The 18,853-nt window shown below is 75.5% G+C and carries 15 protein-coding genes; 3 read left to right on the top strand and 12 right to left on the bottom strand.

Annotation, left to right across the window (positions count from 1 at the left end; all coding sequences use genetic code 11):
• Positions 1-50: 50 nt before the first annotated feature.
• On the bottom strand, positions 51-1,406 hold the full coding sequence (pdxR, locus tag C8E97_RS18320; RefSeq protein WP_121006826.1) for a MocR-like pyridoxine biosynthesis transcription factor PdxR: 1,356 nt from the start codon (positions 1,404-1,406) through the stop codon (positions 51-53).
• 47 nt (positions 1,407-1,453) lie between these two features.
• Here pdxR and C8E97_RS18315 point away from each other — a divergent pair, with 47 nt between their 5' ends.
• The 3 genes from C8E97_RS18315 to hrpA all read left to right on the top strand — a co-directional run bounded on the left by C8E97_RS18315 (position 1,454) and on the right by hrpA (position 6,661).
• Positions 1,454-1,891 (top strand): carboxymuconolactone decarboxylase family protein, encoded by a 438-nt coding sequence (locus C8E97_RS18315; RefSeq protein ID WP_121011794.1) that lies wholly within the window; start codon positions 1,454-1,456, stop codon positions 1,889-1,891.
• Positions 1,888-2,649: an isocitrate lyase/PEP mutase family protein gene (locus C8E97_RS18310; RefSeq protein WP_121006825.1), complete on the top strand. Its 762-nt coding sequence runs from the start codon at positions 1,888-1,890 to the stop codon at positions 2,647-2,649. The genes C8E97_RS18315 and C8E97_RS18310 overlap by 4 nt, the downstream gene beginning before the upstream one ends.
• 109 nt (positions 2,650-2,758) lie before the next feature.
• Positions 2,759-6,661 (top strand): ATP-dependent RNA helicase HrpA, encoded by a 3,903-nt coding sequence (hrpA, locus tag C8E97_RS18305; protein ID WP_121006824.1) that lies wholly within the window; start codon positions 2,759-2,761, stop codon positions 6,659-6,661.
• Positions 6,662-6,807: 146 nt separating this feature from the next.
• Here the strand turns inward: hrpA and C8E97_RS18300 are convergent, their stop codons facing one another.
• From C8E97_RS18300 to C8E97_RS18245, 11 genes are all read right to left on the bottom strand, one after another.
• Positions 6,808-7,293, bottom strand: coding sequence for a MarR family winged helix-turn-helix transcriptional regulator (locus C8E97_RS18300; protein ID WP_121006823.1), 486 nt, complete (start codon positions 7,291-7,293; stop codon positions 6,808-6,810).
• Between the two features lie 130 nt (positions 7,294-7,423).
• Positions 7,424-7,912 carry a MarR family winged helix-turn-helix transcriptional regulator gene (locus C8E97_RS18295; RefSeq protein ID WP_121006822.1) on the bottom strand — a complete coding sequence of 163 codons (489 nt, stop codon included), beginning with the start codon at positions 7,910-7,912 and terminating at the stop codon, positions 7,424-7,426.
• Between the two features lie 410 nt (positions 7,913-8,322).
• Entirely contained in the window at positions 8,323-9,210 is an 888-nt protein-coding gene (locus tag C8E97_RS18290) for a PP2C family protein-serine/threonine phosphatase (protein WP_121006821.1), read from the bottom strand.
• Positions 9,211-9,212: 2 nt separating this feature from the next.
• Positions 9,213-11,513, bottom strand: coding sequence for a serine/threonine-protein kinase (locus C8E97_RS18285; protein WP_246018973.1), 2,301 nt, complete (start codon positions 11,511-11,513; stop codon positions 9,213-9,215).
• Between the two features lie 283 nt (positions 11,514-11,796).
• Positions 11,797-12,765, bottom strand: a complete 969-nt coding sequence (locus tag C8E97_RS18275; protein WP_121006819.1) for a glutamate ABC transporter substrate-binding protein — start codon at positions 12,763-12,765, stop codon at positions 11,797-11,799.
• Positions 12,762-14,039: a hypothetical protein gene (locus C8E97_RS18270; protein ID WP_246018972.1), complete on the bottom strand. Its 1,278-nt coding sequence runs from the start codon at positions 14,037-14,039 to the stop codon at positions 12,762-12,764. The genes C8E97_RS18275 and C8E97_RS18270 overlap by 4 nt, the downstream gene beginning before the upstream one ends.
• A 177-nt stretch (positions 14,040-14,216) precedes the next feature.
• Entirely contained in the window at positions 14,217-14,795 is a 579-nt protein-coding gene (locus tag C8E97_RS18265; RefSeq protein WP_121006818.1) for a pyridoxamine 5'-phosphate oxidase family protein, read from the bottom strand.
• Positions 14,796-14,912: 117 nt separating this feature from the next.
• Positions 14,913-15,722, bottom strand: coding sequence for a nitroreductase/quinone reductase family protein (locus tag C8E97_RS18260; protein WP_121006817.1), 810 nt, complete (start codon positions 15,720-15,722; stop codon positions 14,913-14,915).
• Between the two features lie 360 nt (positions 15,723-16,082).
• Complete coding sequence (locus C8E97_RS18255) at positions 16,083-16,664, bottom strand: YbhB/YbcL family Raf kinase inhibitor-like protein (RefSeq protein ID WP_425470670.1); 582 nt, start codon at positions 16,662-16,664, stop codon at positions 16,083-16,085.
• Between the two features lie 233 nt (positions 16,665-16,897).
• Positions 16,898-18,142 carry a CU044_5270 family protein gene (locus C8E97_RS18250; protein WP_147455163.1) on the bottom strand — a complete coding sequence of 415 codons (1,245 nt, stop codon included), beginning with the start codon at positions 18,140-18,142 and terminating at the stop codon, positions 16,898-16,900.
• Positions 18,135-18,755, bottom strand: a complete 621-nt coding sequence (locus tag C8E97_RS18245) for an RNA polymerase sigma factor (RefSeq protein WP_121006814.1) — start codon at positions 18,753-18,755, stop codon at positions 18,135-18,137. Before C8E97_RS18245 ends, C8E97_RS18250 begins: the two co-directional genes overlap by 8 nt.
• Between the last annotated feature and the right edge of the window lie 98 nt (positions 18,756-18,853).

Below are 18,853 nucleotides of genomic sequence, written 5' to 3'. Positions count from 1 at the left end.
GGGCCTTCCGGGAGGCGGTGGTCGCCCGTCGTGGCCGCCGGTCCGCCCGGTCAGGTTCCGAGGACGTCGGCGAGGGCGCGCAGGGCGGGGCGGTAGGCGTGTTCGGCGGGGGTGCCGTAGCCGATGATCAGGCCCTGCGGCGCGGCGGGGTCGGGGTGGTGCCAGTGGTCGCGCAGCCGGCCGAGGGCGAGGCCGCGCGCGGTGGCGGCGGCGACGGCGGCGTCCTCGTCGGGGTGGTGGACCAGGGCGTGCAGGCCGGCGGACACGCCGTGCGCGGTGTGGTGGCGCAGGGCGTGCAGGAGTTGGTCGCGGCGGCGGCGGTAGCGCAGGCGGCCGGCGCGGATGTGCCGGTCGTAGGCGTGGCTGGTGATGAGGTCGGCGAGGGTGAGCTGGCCCGGCGTCTCGGTCTGGCGGTCGGCGTGGCGCTTGGCGTCGACGACCGGGTCGAGCAGGTGGGGCGGCAGGACCAGCCAGCCGAGGCGGACGCCGGGGCCGAGGGTCTTGGAGACGCTGCCCGCGTAGACGACGTGGTCGGGCGCGGTGCCCTGGAGCGCGCCGACGGGCTGCCGGTCGTAGCGGTACTCGCCGTCGTAGTCGTCCTCGACGACGACGGCGCCGGTGGCGCGGGCCCAGTCGACCAGGGCGTGCCGGCGGGCGGGGTGCAGGGTGACGCCGGTGGGGAACTGGTGGGCGGGTGTGACGACGGCGGCGGCCACGTCGGCGGGGAAGGCGTGCGCGCCGTCGGCGTCGACGGGCAGCGGGACGACGGGTCGGCCGGCGCGGCGCACGATCTCGCGGTGGAACGGCAGGCCGGGGTCTTCCAGGGCGATGGGCCCGTCGAGCACGTCCGCGAGCAGCGCCAGGCCCTGCGCGTAGCCGGTGGTGACGACGATGCGGGCGGGGTCGGCCTGCACGCCGCGGGTGCGGCCGAGGTGGTCGGCCAGGGCGTGGCGCAGTTCGGCGCGGCCGCGCGGGTCGGTGTAGCCGAACGCGCCGGCGGGTGCGGCGGTCAGCGCGCGGCGGGCCGAGCGCAGCCAGGCGGCGGTGGGGAAGGCGGTGCCGTCGGGGCTGCCGGGCCGCAGGTCGTGGCGGGGTGGTGGCCCGTCGGCTCCGGTGGCGGTGGCGCCGGGGCGCGGCCGGGCGAGCGGTGCGACGCGGGTGCCGGCGCCTCGGCGCGCGGTGAGGTAGCCCTCGGCGACGAGCTGGTCGTAGGCGGCGGCGACGGTGTTGCGGGCGAGGCCGAGGTCGACGGCGAGCCGCCGGGTGGCGGGCAGGCGGGTGTCCGGGGCGAGGCGGCCGGCGCGGATGGCGTCGCGCAGGGCGTGTTCCAGGGCGGCGCGGCGGCCGGTCGTCGGGTCGAGCTCCAGGTGCAGGTCCACCCCCGAAGTGGCCCAGGTTCGCGACACGGCATTGGACCTTAGCAAGGTGCCAAGGTGTTCCTAGGGTGGTGATCATGACGATTCGACTGCCGGTGGCGGAGCTGACGCCGGACACGCTGCGGGCGATGAGCGCGCTGGAGCAGGCGGCGCGCGCCACCACCCTGGACCTCGGGCTGGTGGAGCTGGTGAAGGTCCGCGCCTCGCAGGTCAACGGCTGCGCGTACTGCGTCGACCTGCACCTGGGCAAGGCCCGCGAGGCGGGTGAGCGGCAGCAGCGGCTCGACCTGCTGGCGGTGTGGCGGGAGGCGCCGGTGTTCACCGACCGGGAGCGGGCCGCGCTGGCGCTGGCCGAGGCCGTGACGCGGTTGTCCGACGGGGTGCCCGAGGGCGTGGTCGAGGAGGCCCGGCGGCACTTCGAGGAGCGGGAGCTGGCCGAGCTGCTGTGGGTGGTCGCCACCATCAACACGTGGAACCGGGTGGTCGCCACGACGCACGCCTGGGAGGTCTCGTGAGCAGCGCCGGGAAGTCCGGGGCCGGGAAGGCCGGGGCCGCCGCGCTGCGCGCCCTGCACGTGCCGGGCGACCCGCTGGTGCTGCCCAACGTGTGGGACGCCGCGTCGGCGCGGGTGGTGGCGGGGGTGTTCCCGGCCGTGGCGACGGCCAGCGCGGCGGTCGCGCCGGCCCTGGGCCACCTCGACGGCGAGGACGCGCCCGCCGACGAGGTGTTCGCCGCCGTCGCGCGGGTGGCCCGCGCGGTCGACGTGCCGGTGACCGCGGACGTGGAGCGCGGCTACGGGCTGCCGCCCGCGGAGGTCGCCGCCCGCCTGGCCGAGGCGGGCGCGGTGGGCTGCAACCTGGAGGACTCCGACCCGGCCACGCAGCGGCTGGTGGGTCAGGAGGAGCAGGTGGAGTTCCTGGGCGCGGTGCGCGCCGCCGACCCGGACCTGGTGATCAACGCGCGGGTGGACGTGTTCCTGCACGGCAGCCGCTCGTTCGACGAGGGCGTGGCGCGGGCCCGCGCCTACCTGGCCGCGGGCGCGGACTGCGTCTACCCGATCTTCCTGCCGGCGGGCTCGGCGCGGGAGTTCTGCCGCGCGGTGGGCGGCCCGGTCAACCTCGGGCACGGGCCGGGTCAGCCGACGCCCGCCGAGCTGGGCAGGCTGGGCGCGGCGCGGGTCAGCTTCGGCCCCGGCCTGCACCGGCTGCTGCTGGCGCACCTCACCGAGCTGGTCACCGGCATCCGCGACGGGCGTTCGCCGTTCACCGCGTGACCCGGTTCACGCCGGGCCGCCGGGCCGGCCGTGCGGTGGGACACGCGTCCCGCCGCACGGCCGATAATCGGCGGCCCCGTCCGGAGCGCACCACTATCCTGATCGCAGCATGAACACCACCGCGCACTCCGACCTGAACCGACGCCTGTCCGACCTGATGACCGGGGACCAGCGGCGGTTGCGCCGCAGGCTCGACGGGGCGCGCAAGGTCCGCGACGGCGACGCCCGCGAGGCGGTCCTCGCCGAGATCGCCGCCGACGTCGAACGCGCGGAGCTGCGCGTCGCGCTGCGCCGGGAAGCCGTGCCGAAGATCACCTATCCGGGTGAACTGCCGGTGAGCGCCCGCAAGGACGACATCGCCGCGCTCATCCGCGACCACCAGGTGGTGATCGTCGCCGGCGAGACCGGGTCGGGCAAGACCACCCAGCTGCCCAAGATCTGCCTGGAGCTGGGGCGCGGCGTGCTGGGCCAGATCGGCCACACCCAGCCCCGCCGGCTGGCCGCCCGCACGGTCGCCGAGCGCGTCGCCCAGGAGCTGGGCACGCCGCTGGGGGCGGCCGTGGGCTACAAGGTGCGCTTCACCGACCAGTCCGGCGACGACACGCTGGTCAAGCTCATGACCGACGGCATCCTGCTGGCCGAGATCCAGACCGACCGGATGCTGTCGCGCTACGACACGATCATCATCGACGAGGCCCACGAGCGCAGCCTCAACGTCGACTTCCTGCTCGGCTACCTCAAGCAGCTGCTGCCCCGGCGGCCGGACCTCAAGCTCGTCATCACCTCCGCCACCATCGACCCGGAGCGGTTCTCCCGGCACTTCGGCGACGCGCCGATCATCGAGGTCTCCGGCCGCACCTACCCGGTCGAGGTGCGCTACCGGCCGGTGGTGGACCCCGACGACCCGGACGCCGACCCCGACCGCGACCAGACGCAGGCGGTGTGCGACGCGGTGCGCGAGCTGCAGGCGGAGGGGCCCGGCGACGTGCTGGTGTTCCTGTCCGGCGAGCGCGAGATCCGCGACACCGCCGACGCGCTGGCCGCGCTGGCGCTGCCGGACACCGAGATCCTGCCGCTGTACGCGCGGCTGTCGTTCGGCGAGCAGCACCGCGTGTTCCAGCCGCACCGGGGCCGCCGGGTGGTGCTGGCCACCAACGTCGCCGAGACGTCGCTGACCGTGCCCGGCATCAAGTACGTGGTCGACCCCGGCACCGCCCGCATCTCCCGCTACAGCAACCGCCTGAAGGTGCAGCGGCTGCCCATCGAGCCGATCTCGCAGGCGTCGGCGAACCAGCGCAAGGGCCGCTGCGGCCGCGTCTCGGAGGGCATCTGCGTCCGCCTCTACACCGAGGACTCCTTCGACGCGCGCCCGGAGTTCACCGACCCGGAGATCCTGCGCACCAACCTCGCCTCGGTCATCCTGCAGATGACCGCGATCGGCCTGGGCGACATCGCGGCGTTCCCGTTCATCGACCCGCCCGAGGCGCGCAACATCGCCGACGGCGTGCAGCTGCTGCAGGAGCTGGGCGCGATCGTGCCCGGCGAGCAGAAGCTGACGCCGCTGGGCCGCAAGCTCGCCCAGCTTCCGGTCGACCCGCGGCTGGCCCGCATGGTGATCGAGGCCGACCGCAACGGCTGCGTCCGCGAGGTCATGGTCATCGCCGCCGCGCTGTCCATCCAGGACCCGCGCGAACGGCCGTCGGACAAGCAGCAGGCCGCCGACGAGCGGCACGCCCGGTTCGCCGACCCCGACTCGGACTTCCTGGCCTACCTCAACCTGTGGCGGTACCTGCGCGAGCAGCAGAAGGAGCTGTCGTCCAACCAGTTCCGCCGGCTGTGCCGCGCCGAGTTCCTGAACTACCTGCGGGTGCGGGAGTGGCAGGACATCTACACCCAGCTGCGGCAGGTCGCCAAGACCCTCGGCGTGCACGTCAACGAGCAGGACGCCGAGCCGCGCGCGGTGCACGTCTCGCTGCTGTCCGGGCTGCTGTCGCACATCGGCGTCAAGGACGTCGTCAAGCGCGAACCCGGCAAGCGGCAGGCCACCGAGTACCTGGGTGCCCGCAACGCGAAGTTCGCGATCTTCCCCGGCTCCGCGCTGTTCCGCAAACCGCCGCAGTGGGTGATGGCCGCCGAGCTGGTGGAGACCTCCCGGCTGTGGGGCCGGATCGTGGCCCGCATCGAGCCCGAGTGGGCCGAGCGGCTCGCCGGGCACATCGTCAAGCGCACCTACAGCGAACCGCACTGGGAGGCCAAGCGGGGCGCGGTCGTGGCCCTGGAGAAGGTCACCCTCTACGGCGTGCCGATCGTCACCGCCCGCAAGGTGAACTACGGGTCGATCGACCCGGGGCTGTCGCGCGAGCTGTTCATCCGCCACGCCCTCGTGCAGGGGGAGTGGACCACCCACCACAGGTTCTTCCACCACAACCGCGCGCTGCTCGACGAGGTCGCCGAGCTGGAGAACCGGGCGCGGCGGCGCGACATCGTGGTCGACGACGACACCCTCTTCGAGTTCTACGACCAGCGCGTCGGCCCGGACGTCGTGTCCGCGCGGCACTTCGACACGTGGTGGAAGAAGACCCGCCACACCCAGCCGGACCTGCTCACCTTCGACAAGTCGATGCTGGTCAACGACCGGGCCGACGTCAGCCCCGACGCCTACCCCGACCGGATGGTGCGCAGCGGCCTGGACCTGCCGCTGACCTACCGCTTCGAACCCGGCGCGGCCGTGGACGGCGTCACCGTGCGGCTGCCGCTGCCCGCGCTCACCTCGGTGCCCGACGACGCCCTGTCCTGGCAGGTGCCCGGCCTGCGCACGGACCTGGTGGTCGCGCTGATCCGGTCGCTGCCCAAACCCGTGCGCCGCAACTTCGTCCCGGTGCCGGACGTGGCCGCGGCGGCGCTGTCCCGCATCGACCCGGACGAGCCGCTGCTGCCCGCCCTGGAGCGCGAGCTGCGCGCGCTGACCGGCGTCGTCGTGCCGCGCGAGCAGTGGCAGCTCGACCAGGTGCCCCAGCACCTCAAGCTGACCTTCGAGGTCGTCGACGAGCAGGACCGCGAACTGGCCAGGGGCAAGGACCTCGCCGCCCTCAAGCAGCAGCTGCGCGGGCAGCTGCGGGAGACCCTCGCCGCCGCCGCGTCGAACCTGGCCCGCACCGGCCTGACCACGTGGGACGTCGGCGACCTGCCCAAGACCGTCGAGCGCAGGCGCTCGGGAATCGTCGTCACCGCCTACCCGGCCCTGGTGGACAAGGGCGACAGCGTCGCCGTCGAGATCCTGGACACCCCAGGCAGGCAGGCGGCGGCGATGAAGCGCGGCACCCGCCGCCTGCTGCTGCTCACCGTGCCGTCACCGGTCAAGCTGCTCCAGCGCGGCCTGTCCAACGCCGAGAAGCTCACCCTGACCCGCAACCCGCACGGCGGCGTCGCGGCGCTGCTCGCCGACTGCATCGCGGCGGCCGTCGACCACCTCGTGGACTCCGCGGGCGGACCGGCCTGGACCGCCAAGGGCTTCACCCGGCTGGTCGACTACGTGCGCAAGTACCTCGGCGAGACGGTGTTCGACGTCGTCCGCGAGGTCCGCAACGTGCTCGACGCCGCCCAGGACGCGGAACTGCGCCTGGGCCGCATCCGGGGCGCGGTGTACGACGAGTCGCTGGCCGACGTCCGCGCCCAGCTCGCGGGCCTGGTGCACAAGGACTTCGTCACCGCCGCGGGGGCGTCGCGGCTGTCGGACATCCACCGCTACCTCCAGGGCATCTCCCGCCGCCTGGACAAGCTCACCGAGAACGTGGACCGCGACCGGGACTGGATGGACCGCGTCCACGAGGTCGACGCCGAGTACCGCGAGCTGCGCGCCCGGCTGCCCGCCGACGAGCCGCACCCCGAGCTGGACGAGGTGCGCTGGATGATCGAGGAGCTGCGGCTGAGCTACTTCGCGCAGACCATCCCCACCCGCTACACCGTGTCCGACAAGCGCGTGTTCAAGGCACTCGACGCCGTGCCGCGCTGACCCCGGCCGGTTCCCGACCCGACGGCATCACCGGATCGCGAGCCACCGGGGCGCGACCGCCACCCGACTCGTCCGCGCCCGCGCCATCTGGCGGAGCGCGGCCGGTCCTCCGCGCTCCGCCAGGTGCCGCGGGCCGTCGCGGGCGGCTACTCGCACCGCTCCAGCAGCACCCGCAGCGCGTCGGCGACCACCTCCCGCGTCGCTTGGTCCAGCGGTTCCAGCAGCCGCGCGTACCGCGCCATGTGCTCGGCCAGCAGCGCGTCCACCAGCGCCCGGCCGGTGTCGGTCAACCGCACCCGCACCACCCGCCGGTCCGTCCCGTCCGGCACCCGCCGGACCAGCTCCTTGGCCGCCATGCGGTCGATGCGGTTGGTGATCGCGCCCGCCGTCACCAGCGCCGAGTTCCGGAACGCGCCCGCGGTCAGCCCGTGCGCGCCGCCCGCGCGCCGCAGCGCCGTCAGCACCTCGAACTCGCCCGGCTCCAGGCCGAAGCGCGCCAGGAAGTCCCGCAACTCCCGCTCCACCAGCCGGGCCAGCCGCGTGACCCGCCCCAGCACGGCGACCGGCGAGGCGTCCACGTCGGGCCGCTCCACCCGCCACTGCGCCAACACCGCGTCGACCTCGTCACCCATCGATACCCCTCCCCGTGCACCGGTCCTTCGACGCGGGCCCGTTCCCCCGGCGCCCCCGCGTCCCCCGCGTGCCATGCTCCAACGCGCCGCCGTCGCGGGGGACGTTTCCGCGGGATTCGCCCCGTCGGTCTCAGCCCCGCGCGAGGTCCTCGGTGGCCGCCCGGCCCGCCTCGGTGGTGCGTCGCAGGAAGTCGGTCAGCAGCGCCAGCTCCTCGTCGTCGTACCCGCCCAGCAGGTCGTCCAGCGCCGTGCTCATCCCCGCGCGCAGGCGGGCCAGCTCCGCGTTGCGGTCCTGCAACGCCCGGACCAGCACCGCGCGCCGGTCGGTGCCCTCGGCGTCGCGCTCGCGCACCACCCAGCCGCCGCGCTGGAGGCGGTCGAGGATGCCGGTCATCGTCGCCGGGTGGAGACCGGTGCGCCGGGCCAGCGCCGTCGGCGTCAGCGGCCCGTGCTCCAGCACGATCTCCAGGCAGTCCAGGTCGACGTCGCGCAGCTCCAGCCGGGCGCCGACCTGGTGGTTGTACATCGACAGCTGGCTGCGCAGCTCGCGCAGCGACTCCTTGATGCCGCGCACCGCGCGGTGACGCGACCGCGCCTCGTCGGAATCCGTGGAACGCATGTCGTGTGGTCTCCGTATCGTCTCCGGTGCGGCACGCCGGCCGGGCGGGCACCACCCGGTGCGCCACCCGCTCGCCGCAGGTCACCAGTTCCACGCACCCGCGCGCGACCCCGTGCGCGCGGTATTGCCCGATCGGGCGGAGGTCGTGCCCGGGGGTGCACCGGTGCCGGCACGCGCCGCGGCACCGGTGGGCACGGACCCGGCCGTCGGTGGTCAGTGCGCGGTTCGCGGGGGCTCCGCGGGCTCCCGGTCGCACGGCAGGGGACACGGCCGCGGGTTCGTGCGCAGGCGACGGGGTGGTCGTTCCGCGCAGCGTCCCCGGCGGCGCCGACACCCTTCGCCTCTCGGCGCAACGGACCACCACGCAGGGGCCGCGGACGCACCGCGACCGGACGCCGCGCGAGTCGGGCTCAAGCGCCCTGCCCGCCGCGCAGCTGGATGACGACGACCGTGATGTTGTCGTGCCCGCCCGCCTCCAGCGCGACCTCGACCAGCTCCCGCGCCACCTCCACCGGCGTGACCCCCTGCGGCACGACCGCGAACAGGTCCTCCGGCTCGGGCACGTAGTTCCACAAGCCGTCGCTGCACAGCACCAGCAGCCCCGGCGTCTCGACCCGGAAGGTCACCGCCTGCGGCGCGTCCAGCGCCGAGTCCGCGCCCAGCCACCGCGACAGCACGTGCGCCCGCCGGTCGGTCAGCGCCTCCGCCTCGGTCAGCACACCCTCGGCCACCAGCTGCGCCGCCCACGTGTCGTCCGTGGTCAACCGCGCCGCACCCGACCCGCCCACCAGGTAGGCCCGCGAGTCGCCCACCCAGCCGACCGTGGCGGCCTCGTCGGTGACCAGCGCCGACACGAACGTGCAGGACGGCGCGACCTCCTCCGCGCCCGCCCGCGCCAGCCTGCCCACCGCCGCGTCCGCCGACAGCGCCGCGGCGCCGGTCGCCTCCTCCGGGTCGGCGCCCGACCGCACGGCGGTCAGCAGCACGTCCAGCGCCGTGTCCACGGCCACCTGCGACGCCTCCTCGGCCCGCTCCGACGACGCCACCCCGTCGCACACCACCGCCGCCACGCCGCGCCCGCGCACCCGCCCGAACGCCATCGAGTCCTCGTTGCGCCGCCGCCGCCTGCCCCGGTCGCTCACCCCGGCCAGCCCCGGCAGCACGAACTCCACCCGGTCCCGCTCCGCCGCCCCCGGCCCGCCCACGGGCGTGCGCCGCACCCTCAGGTTCCGGCCGCACCGCTCGCAGAAGCGGTCCTGCGGCGACACGGCCGCCGAGCACTCCGGGCACGATTCCATCGTCACACCAACGTCCGGGGCCGGACCGCGTTCGCGCGGTCGACGAGGGCGATCCGCTCCTCGGCGGTGTCCGCCAGCCGCGCCAGCTGCCGGTAGCAGCGCTCCAGGCCCGACCGCAGCCCCGACTCGCTCCACTCGCAGTCCAGCAGCCGACCCACCGGCACCGGCCCGTCGGCGGGCAGCGACGCCAACGCCGCGGCCAGCACCTCCGCGGTCAGCCCCACGCGCCGCGCCACATCCAGTTCCAACCCGGCCAACCTCGCTCCCGCCGCCACCACGTCCGCGTGCGTGCCACCGGCCTGCACCCGCACCGCCGCCACCTGCGCCGCCACATGATGGCTGGAGGTCTCCGGCACCGAGTGCAGCACCTCCACCGCGGCGTCCCGCCCGGCCGCGACCGGCAGCACCCGCGCCAACCCGAACGCCGCGCCGACGTAGGCGTGGTCGGTGCGCCACACCACCCGGTAGCAGGCCGCCGCCGCCTCCGGGTCGCCGTCCAGCTCCGCGGCCACGCCCACCGCCAGCTTGGGCGCGGCCTCGCCCGGCAGCACGTCGCGGACCCGCTCGAACGCCGCCCGCGCGAGCCCCGCCCGGCCGCGCGCCAGCGCCGCCAGCCCCCGGTACCAGCCGGGCCGCCAGTCGTCGTGCGCGGGCACCCGCGGGTCGTCCGGGTCGAACCGCGACCCCGCCCCGGCCAGGTCCGCCAGCTCCTCCTCCGCCTCGGGCACCCGGTCCGCCCCGATCAACGCGCGCACCACCTGCAACCGCACCTCCACGGTCGGCACCGGGGCGGCCCGCAGCGCCGCCACCAGCTGGTCGGCGTCACCGGTCGTCGCCGTCGCCAGGAAACCCGCCGCCGGGTCCGCCGCGTCCACCTGCGGCACCGGCAGCCCCGCCGCCGCGGCACGCGGGTCGGGCACCCCCTCCGCGCCGGGCACCCGCCGCTCCGGCGTGAACAGCCGCGACGCGCCGGGCCGCGGCACGTCGTCCTGCTGCGCCAGCACCTCCCGCAGCACACCGGTCAGCTGCTCGGCCATCTCCTCCGCCGAACCGAACCGCTGCTCCGGGTCGCGGTGCGTGGCGCGCCGCAGGAACCGGTGGAACGAGTCGTGCCGGGCCAGCAGCGGCTCGTCGCGCGCCGACGGCAGCGACTCCCGGTGCGCGTCACGGAAGTCGAACGGGAAGCTCATCACCGCCAGCGCCCGGCCCACCGTGTACAGGTCGGAGGCCACCGACGGGCCGACCGCGCCGATCTCCGGCGCCTGGTAGCCGATCGTGCCGTAGATGGGGGAGCGGCGGTCGTCGACGCGGCGCACCGCGCCCAGGTCGATCAGCTTGAGCTGCTCCTCGGTCTGGATCACGTTGTCCGGCTTGAAGTCGCAGTACAGCAGGCCCACCCCGTGCAGGTACCCCAGCGCGGGCAGCACCTCCAGCGCGTAGGCGATGGCCTGCGCCACGGGCAGCGACCGGCGGCCCGTGCCGTCCGCCCGCACCGCCTTGATCATGTCCTTGACCGACGTGCCGCCGACGTACTCCATCACGATGTAGTCCACCAGCTCGCCGGACCGCCGGTCCGCGTGCCGGACGAAGTTGTGGATCTTGACGATGTTCGGGTGCTCCACCTCGGCCAGGAACCGCCGCTCGGCCATCGCCGCCGCCATCGCGTCCGCGTCACCGGAGTCCAGCAGGCCCTTGAGCACCACCCACCGGTCGCTGACCGCGTGGTCGGCCGCCAGGTAGATCCAGCCCAGCCCGCCGTGCGCGAGGCACCCCAGCACCTCGTACTGGTCGTGCAGGACCTCGCCGGGCGCCAGCTTCGGGGTGAACGAGTAGTGGTGGCCGCAGTGCGGGCAGAACCCCTCGACCCGGCCCGGCCGCCCGTCGCGGGCGCGCCCGACCTCCTTGCCGCACCCCGAGCAGAACCGCTTGGCCTCGGGCACCTCCGGGTCGGTCAGCACGGCCGCCTTCGGGTCGCGGTAGGGCACGCGCGGCACCTCGACCAGGCCCGCGCCCAACCGGCCGCGCGCCGAGGACCGCCCCGACGACCGGCGCGACCGGCCGCCCGAGGAGGTCGACGGCGACGCCACCGCCGGCGCGGTGGCCGGGCCCGTGCCCGGCGCGGGCGGGCTCGGGGCGGGGCACGTGGCCGGCCCGGCGCCCGCCACCGTGCCCGCCACCGTGCCCGCCCCGGGGTCGCGCCGGTCCGGTCCCGCGTGCGGTCCCGTGCCGGGACCGGCGGTCGCGGTCGCCGACGCGGTGGCCGTGCCGAACTCGTCCGCGTCGGGTCGACCCGTCACGCTCATCACGCCGCCTCCGTCCGCACCACGTCCGCCGCCGGCGCCACTCCGGGAAAACGCGGCAGCGCCCCCGGCAGTGCCCCTCCCGACCTGGGGACGTCCGGCCGCGCGCCGCCGCTCGCCACCCGCAAGCCTCCCGCCTCCGCGCCCGTCCCGCCGGCGCACGCCGTGCCCGCCGGCACCGACCCCGCGCCCACCGACCGCGTACCCACCGCCCCGGCCGGCACCGGTCGGTCCGCCACCGGTCGGTCCGGTCCGGCGTCGACGTGCTCCCCGGCGGCCACGGCCGTCAGTCCCGGTAGGCCGCGACGGGTGGCGCGGGCGGCTCGCCCAGCCACCTGCGGTGGACCGACGCCCACGTGCCGTCCGCCCGCAGCCGCTCCAGCAGCGCGTTGACGAACCGCACGAAGTCCTCGTGCCGCTTGTTGAACGCCATCCCGTAGGGCTCGGCGGTGAACTGCGGCCCGACCACCTTCGTGTACGGGTCCTGGGCGGCGAACCCCGCCAGGATCGGCTCGTCGGTGGAGATGGCGTCCACCTGCCCCTGCTGGAGCATCACCAGGCAGTCCGTCCAGTCCGGCACCGACACGGCGATCGGCCGCGACGGTGCGTTGGCCACGTTGACCAGCGAGCTGGAACCCTTCGTCGCGCACACCCGCCGCCCACCCAGCGCCTCGATGCCGGTCACGTCCGACGACACGGGCACCAGCACCCGCTGCCCGGCCTGGTAGTAGACCGTGGAGAACGACACCTGCCGCCACCGCTCGCAGTTGACCGTCATCGTCCGCACCACGACGTCCACGTCGCCGCGCTCCAGGGCGGGGATGCGCTGCTCCGAGGTCAGCACCTCGAACCGGATGCGCGTCGGATCGCCGAAGATCGCGCGGGCGACCTCGCGGGCCATGTCGACGTCGAACCCCTCCAGCTCCCCGGAGAACGGGTTGCGGAACCCCATCAGGTAGGTGTTCTGGTCGACCCCGGCGACCAGCCGCCCGCGCGACAGGACCCGCTCCATCGTCGACCCGGCCGGCATCCGCCCGGCGGGCGGCAGCTCACCCGCGGGTCGCAGGCTCGCCGTGGCGTCGCACGCCGGGTCCGCCGGGTCCGCCGTGCCCGGTGGCGCCGTCAGCTCCTCCACCCCCGCCGGTCGGGGCGCGACCGCCGAACCGCCGACGATCCCCGGCGCGCCGCCGGGCACCGGCGCGCACCCGGCGACCAGGACGGCCACCAGCCCGAGCAGCAGGCCCCGCGCGCTCACCGGTACTCCTTGAGCCGCTGCCACAGCCCCGCCGTGGACGCCACCGCCGTCAGCACCGCCGACAGCACCACCACCGGGACCACGCCCGCCACCGCGCCGCGCGCGCCGGCGATCTCGTCGGTGAACTCCGCCCGCGCCCGCTCCAGCGCGTCCAGCAGGGCCGAGTCCAGCCCGTCGAACGCCGAGGCCGCGCCGCCCGCGTCCGAACCCAGCGCCACCGCGACCGCCGCGGTGTGGTCGCCCGCCCCGTCGGCCGCGCGCACCCGCCCGTGCGCCTCCTGCCACCGGTCGAGGTGCCCGCGCGCCGCCGCCACGGCGGGCCGCGCCGGTCCCGCCCGGTCCAGCAGGCCCCGCAGCTCCCCGACGACCTCGACGTAGCGCTCCTCGTAGGCCCGGCCGCCGCCGCGCGCCACCAGCGTCAGCGTCTCGTCGCCCCGCGCGGTCAGCGTGGCGATCCGCGCCCGCGCCAGCACGTCCACCACGACGGCGTGGTCCTTGCCCGTCGAGGCGTTCGACACCGCTATCGAGGACGCCACCAGCACCCACAGCAGCGACACCGCGCACGCCGCCGACGCCGCCACCAACCCCACGTTGAACACGCGGTTCGTCCGGCGCGTCAGGTACCGCTGCGCGAGCACCAGCGCCGCCAGCAGCAGCACGCCCGCCGGCACCTCCAGCCACGGCGGCGACCGGGCGTCGTCCAGGTCGCGCACCACGTCGCCGGTCTGCACCCGGTACAGCTCGCCCGCGGCGGGCAGCATCCGCGTCCGCATCAGGTTCGAGGCTTCCCGCAGGTAGGCCGCGCCCACCGGGTGGCCCTGCCGGTTGTGCGCCCGCGCCGTCTCCACCAGCCCCGTGTACACCGGCAGCTGACCGGACAGCGTCGACAGCGCGTCGGCCAGCGCGGGCGAGCGGGTGAGCGCACCGGTCGCCGTCGACAGCGCCGCCGCGGCCTGCGCGACGTCCGCCTCGTACCGCCCCCGCAGCCCCGCCGAGTCCACCCCGCCGGACAGGAACGCGCCGGCCGCCGTCGCGTCCGCGTCCGCCATCGCCCGGTAGACCTCCTGCGCGGCGAACGCCAGCGGCTCGTCGCGGTCGGCCAGCGCCGCCAGCGCCGCGGACCGGCGCTGCACCGCGCCCGTCGTCACCGCGCCCGCGAGCAGGGCGGCCGCCACCAGCAGCAGCGCCAGCAGGGTCAACCGGCCCGGCGTGCTGCGCGCCAGCCCCGCCGCCCGACGCAGGGCGCCGCGGTTCCCCCGCACCTCGACCAGCACGACCGCCTCCTCCCCGGAGTGATCCGCGCCATCAGCCGCCCTGTCAGGGTAAGTCGGGGACGGACCGATGGGGTGCCGGTTCGCCGCACCCCGCCGCGGTCGGGAGCGACGTGTGCCCCGGCTCCCCGCGCGGTCAGCGCGTCACGTGGCCGCAGTGCCGGGCCGGCGGCGACCTCCCTACGACCTGGGCGGCAACGGCAGGGGCAGCGCGGGCAGGCCGTCGATGCTCCGCGCGTTGTGGTCCTTGCCCGCGCAGTAGGCGGCGAACTGCTCGTCGGACTTGCGCCCGAAGTACTCGGCGTGCAGCGTCCGCTCCGCCCGGTAGTCGAGGAACGGCACGGCGAACCCGCACGTGTCGCTGATCAGCTTCGCCGTCACGACCACGACCGCGCGCAGCGCCGGGCCGTCCGCGTCGCCGAACCCCGCCACGAGGTCGGCGAACCGGGGGTCGTCGCGGAACACCGGCTCCCCGGTGCCGTGCACGCGCACGATGTTCGGCGGCCCGTCGAACGCGCACCACATGAGCGTGATCCGGCCGTTCTCCCGCAGGTGCGCGATGGTCTCGGCGTGGCTGCCGCCGAAGTCCAGGTACGCCACCCGCCGTTCGTCGAGCACCCGCCACGTGCCCCGGCGGCCCTTGGGCGAGAGGTTCACGTGCCCGTCGGCGGACAGCGGCGCGGTGGCGGTGAAGAACATCGGCTGCGCCTCGATGAACTCGCGCAACCGCCCGTCGATCCGCTCGTAGGTCTTTCCCATGCCGCCCAGTATCACCCGGACGGGCGGTATCACCGGGCCGGCCGCCGTGATCCGGCCGGGCCGCCGTGATCACGCGCCGCCGGCCCGGCCACCGCCCACGACCCCGGCCCGCGCCCGTCAGGCGTCGAGGAGCGGGATCAGCTGCTCCTCCTCGTAGACCAGGTGCCGCTCCAGGTCGGCGATGAGCGCGTCGACGCGCGACAGCACGTCGTCGCCGTCGCCGGACACCACCGCGGTCAGCTCCGCCAGCAGCTCGGCGATCCGCTCGTGCTCCGCGCGCAGCCGGGCGAGCACGCCGTCCAGCTCCGGGTACCGGTCGGCGAGCTGCGGGAACATCGCGCCGTCCTCGGCCCGGTGGTGGAACTCCAGGCCCTGGCAGAAGGTGAGGCAGTTGATCCGCAGCTGCGCGCCCAGCCGGGGCGCAGCCGCCGCGACCTCGCCGCGGATGATGCCGAGTTCCCGCCGGAACGCGTCGTGCACGGCCCGCAGCGCCTCGCCCATCGACGTCACGCCCGCCGGGCCGCCCTCGACGTGCTCCAGGGCGACCACGGGCAGCACCCGCGACGTCTTCTCCTGGTACGCGCCCCACCCGGCGTCGGCCTCCACCGCGCGGGCGAACACCGCGTCGCGCTCCTCGCCGGTCAGGACCGTCGCCTTGGCGGTGTAGGTGAAGGTGCCGTCCTCCACCGTGACGGTCGGGTCGGCCAGGATGTTGTGGTACCAGTCGGGGTGCTTGTCGGACCCGCCCGCGGATCCGATGACCAGGATGCGGTCGCCGTCGGGCAGGTAGCCCAACGGGGTGGTGCGCGGCCGGCCGGTGCGCGCGCCGGTGGTGGTCAACAGGATCAGCCGACCCCCTTCGAAGTACCCGCCGACGCGACCGCGGTTGGCGCGGAACTCCTCGATGACCTGCTGGTTGAAATCCATGCGTGACTGCTCTCCAGGAATCCGGGAAAAAGGCGTGCTCGGAACGCGCCGGGGCGCGTGGGGCGAGGGCGGGCGCACGAGACACCGCCCCGCTGGGCGAAACGCACGTTGCTGGGCGAAACGCACGTCGACATCGCGTGGAGTACGCGGAAAGGGTCACGGCACGCCGGCGGGCCCCTGGCCCGCCCCGAGGTCACGCCTCGGCCGGGTGCCCGTCTCGGTAATGGCCCACGGCCGACCCGGCAGTCACGGGTGCACCCTATTACGCCGCCGGCGCGGCGGGCAACGCGGTTGCCGCCGACGCCGACGCACCGCCCCGGCACGGTCGACGGGGCGGCGCGCACATCGGCGTGGCGGGCGCTACGACTCGCCCGTGATCCGGGCCGAGCCGATCGACGCCGAGCTGATCGCCCTGGCCGCCGTCCGGGTCGACGAGTTGGCGTCCAGGTTGGTCAGCGACTCCCGGTTGAGCGCGTGGACGACGAACTCGTAGGTGTTCACCGTCGAGGGCGAGCACGGCCCCTGGTAGCCCCAGAGGCTCGCGCTGCCCCGGTAGTAGACCTGCCGGGCGCCCGCCGGCACCGGCGGCTGGTAGACGTGCTGGACGTTCTGGGGCAGCGACGTCGTGCTAGCCGGGATGTCGTAGATGACCCAGTGGATCAGGTTGGCGTTGTCGAGGTCGCGCATGACGATCGCGTAGCTCCGGGCGGCGGCCGGCGCGCCCGACCAGGCCAGGGGCGGGGACTCGTTCCGCTTGGCGGGGTCGTTGCCGCCGCCGCTGGTGCACTCGTGGACCTTCGGCATGACACCGCCGTTGGCGAACGCGCTGCTGGACAGGGTGAACGCGCTCGGGCCCGGCGGCGGTTCCGGCGACTCCGGCGCGACCGACGCCGCGGCGGGGGAGAGGCCGATGGCCCAGGTGGCGAGCAGGGCGGTCAGCACGATTCTGGTGCTTCTCACTGGAGGCTCCCGAGGGTGCTCGTGGTCCTGTGTCCGTCCGTGGGGCATGGGTGGAACACGCGCAGCGGCCAGCGCAAGCATCCCGGATTCCGGTGGCCGGCACCACTCGGCGGGCGACCGGAATCGATGCCGCCCGAGCCCGGTGGCCCGGCATGTCGCGGTGGTGGCCCGGCGGCGGGGTGTGCTCCGCGCCCGCCACCGGGCCGCGGTCGGCATCAGCGGGCGGGTGTGACGCCGATGCCGTCGACCACCGCCGTGGTGACGGCGGAGTAGGAGGTGACGGTGCCCTTCGGGACGCCGGCCCACAGCGAGTCGGACACCTTGCGCTCGCCGATCACCTCGCCGGTGCCGGGGTCGAGGATGATCTCCTGCCGCTCGCGGTCCTCGGAGACGCCCAGCGCCACGCCACGCCTGCCGTCGAGGTTGGCCGCGTCGTCGGTGACGTCCAGTCCGGGCAGGTGCGCCAACGCCCGCAGCAGGTTCGCGCGGACCGCGGCGGGCACCGTGCCGGAGCGCAACGCGTCCGCGGCGTAGACCAGGACCTGCTTGCCGCCGCCGCTGTCCCGGCGCAGCCGCTCGTACAGCCGCCCCGGGTCGGCGGGCAGGCCGGCGAGGAACTCCGGTCCGGGGAACTGCCAGTTCCCGTGCTCGGGGGCGTTGCCGGTGAACGCGCCGCCCTTGGCGCGCTGCTCGGGCCACGGCGACTCCTCGATCGGCGCGCCGGCCGCGCGGGCTTCGGCCTCGGTGCCCTTGACCCACTTGCGGTTGCCGGTCTCCCGCCGCCGCAGCAGCCACTCGTCGTCCGGGTCGGCGGGGATCCAGGTCTCGATCAGGTTCTCGTTGAGGTAGGAGAAGCCGCGCTCGTCCGCGGTCGTCGTCCGCAGCCACCAGGCGTGGGTGGCGAGGTAGCGGTACTGGCCGTCCGCGAGGACCGGGTCCTCGGCGCGGGCGGCGATCTCGGCGGCGCCGGTCAACGCCTCCCGTGCCCGTGCGGTGGCGGTGTCCGGGGAGAACAGCACCGTCTGCGCCACCACACCCCCGGACGCGAGCACGGCGACCACCGCGGCAGCGGCCAACCAGCGGCGCAGCGGCCGCCGCCGGCGCGCGCGCTCCCCGATCGGGACGACGCCGCTGTCGGCCGCGGTGCCGACGAGGGTGTCGCCGTCGGCCGTGCGGGTCTCGTCCGCGCTGACCCCGGCAGTGCCGCTCCCGGCAGTGCCGCTCTTGACCGCCCCGCTCTCGGCAGTGCCGCTCCCGGCCGTGCCGGATTCGACCGCGCCGGTTCCCACGACGTCCAGCCGCCGCTGGGCCAGGCCCTCGGCCGCCGCCACCAGATTCTCCCGCACCCCGGCCAGGCCCCGTTGATCGGTCTCGATCTCCGCGTACAGGCCGGCCAGCGCCCGGTCCAGCTCGTCCTCGGTCCACACCTGCCGCATGCCGGCCCGATCCACCTCACGCATCGCTGTCCTCCACTCCACTGGTCGCGACGGAACCGTGCGTCTGGAGCCACCGGCGCACCCGGTGCAGGCGCGAGTGCACCGTGCCCACCGGGATGCCCAGCGCCTGGGCCACCTCGGTCGCGCTCAACCGGCCCCACGAGGTCAGCAGCAGCACGTCCCGGTCGCCGGGCTCCAGCGCGGCCAGCGCGCCGGCCAGCCGCCGGACCTGCTGCTGCGCGGTGACCCGCTCGGTCGTGCGGACCTCGGGCGACTCGTCCTGCGCCCGGTCGGCGCCCACCATCCGGGCACGGGCGCGCCAGCCCCGCGCCTCCCGGCGGGCGTGCCGCCGGAGCAGGTTGCTGGCGATCCCGTACAGCCACGGCCGCACACCGGCACGGGCCGGGTCGTAGGTGTGCCGTTGCCGTAGCGCCACCAGGAAGGTCTCCGACACGAGGTCGTCGGCGGTCTGGTCGCCGACCCGGCGTGCCAGGTAGGCGTGCAGCGGCCCGGCGTGGTCGTCGAAGAGCCGCCCGAACACCGATGCCGGGTCCGGCGCTGACAGGTCCGGGCCTGGCAGGTCCGGGCCATCCCCGATCGGCGGCCTCGGCTCGGGCGCGGGTGATTCCGCGGTCATCCTTGTCACGCCTCTACTTGCCCGCAGCCCGTCGGGCCCTTCACGGCGACCGCTGTGACCCACGACACCCCGCGACGACGACCGTCCGCCTCGCCCGG

The sequence above is a fragment of the Saccharothrix australiensis genome (genome assembly GCF_003634935.1).
In the GTDB taxonomy this organism is placed as follows: domain Bacteria; phylum Actinomycetota; class Actinomycetes; order Mycobacteriales; family Pseudonocardiaceae; genus Actinosynnema; species Actinosynnema australiense.
The sequence above is the reverse complement of the archived record's forward strand: the minus strand, read 5'-3'. Positions and strand labels throughout refer to the sequence as shown.

Excerpts from the sequence above, each read along its gene's own strand:
- C8E97_RS18315 (WP_121011794.1), top strand. The coding sequence starts at position 1,454 with ATGACGATTCGACTGCCGGTGGCGGAGCTGACGCCGGACACGCTGCGG.
- hrpA (WP_121006824.1), top strand. The coding sequence starts at position 2,759 with ATGAACACCACCGCGCACTCCGACCTGAACCGACGCCTGTCCGACCTG.
- C8E97_RS18300 (WP_121006823.1), bottom strand. The coding sequence starts at position 7,293 with ATGGGTGACGAGGTCGACGCGGTGTTGGCGCAGTGGCGGGTGGAGCGG.
- C8E97_RS18295 (WP_121006822.1), bottom strand. The coding sequence starts at position 7,912 with ATGCGTTCCACGGATTCCGACGAGGCGCGGTCGCGTCACCGCGCGGTG.
- C8E97_RS18290 (WP_121006821.1), bottom strand. The coding sequence starts at position 9,210 with ATGGAATCGTGCCCGGAGTGCTCGGCGGCCGTGTCGCCGCAGGACCGC.
- C8E97_RS18285 (WP_246018973.1), bottom strand. The coding sequence starts at position 11,513 with ATGAGCGTGACGGGTCGACCCGACGCGGACGAGTTCGGCACGGCCACC.
- C8E97_RS18265 (WP_121006818.1), bottom strand. The coding sequence starts at position 14,795 with ATGGGAAAGACCTACGAGCGGATCGACGGGCGGTTGCGCGAGTTCATC.
- C8E97_RS18260 (WP_121006817.1), bottom strand. The coding sequence starts at position 15,722 with ATGGATTTCAACCAGCAGGTCATCGAGGAGTTCCGCGCCAACCGCGGT.
- C8E97_RS18250 (WP_147455163.1), bottom strand. The coding sequence starts at position 18,142 with ATGCGTGAGGTGGATCGGGCCGGCATGCGGCAGGTGTGGACCGAGGAC.
- C8E97_RS18245 (WP_121006814.1), bottom strand. The coding sequence starts at position 18,755 with ATGACCGCGGAATCACCCGCGCCCGAGCCGAGGCCGCCGATCGGGGAT.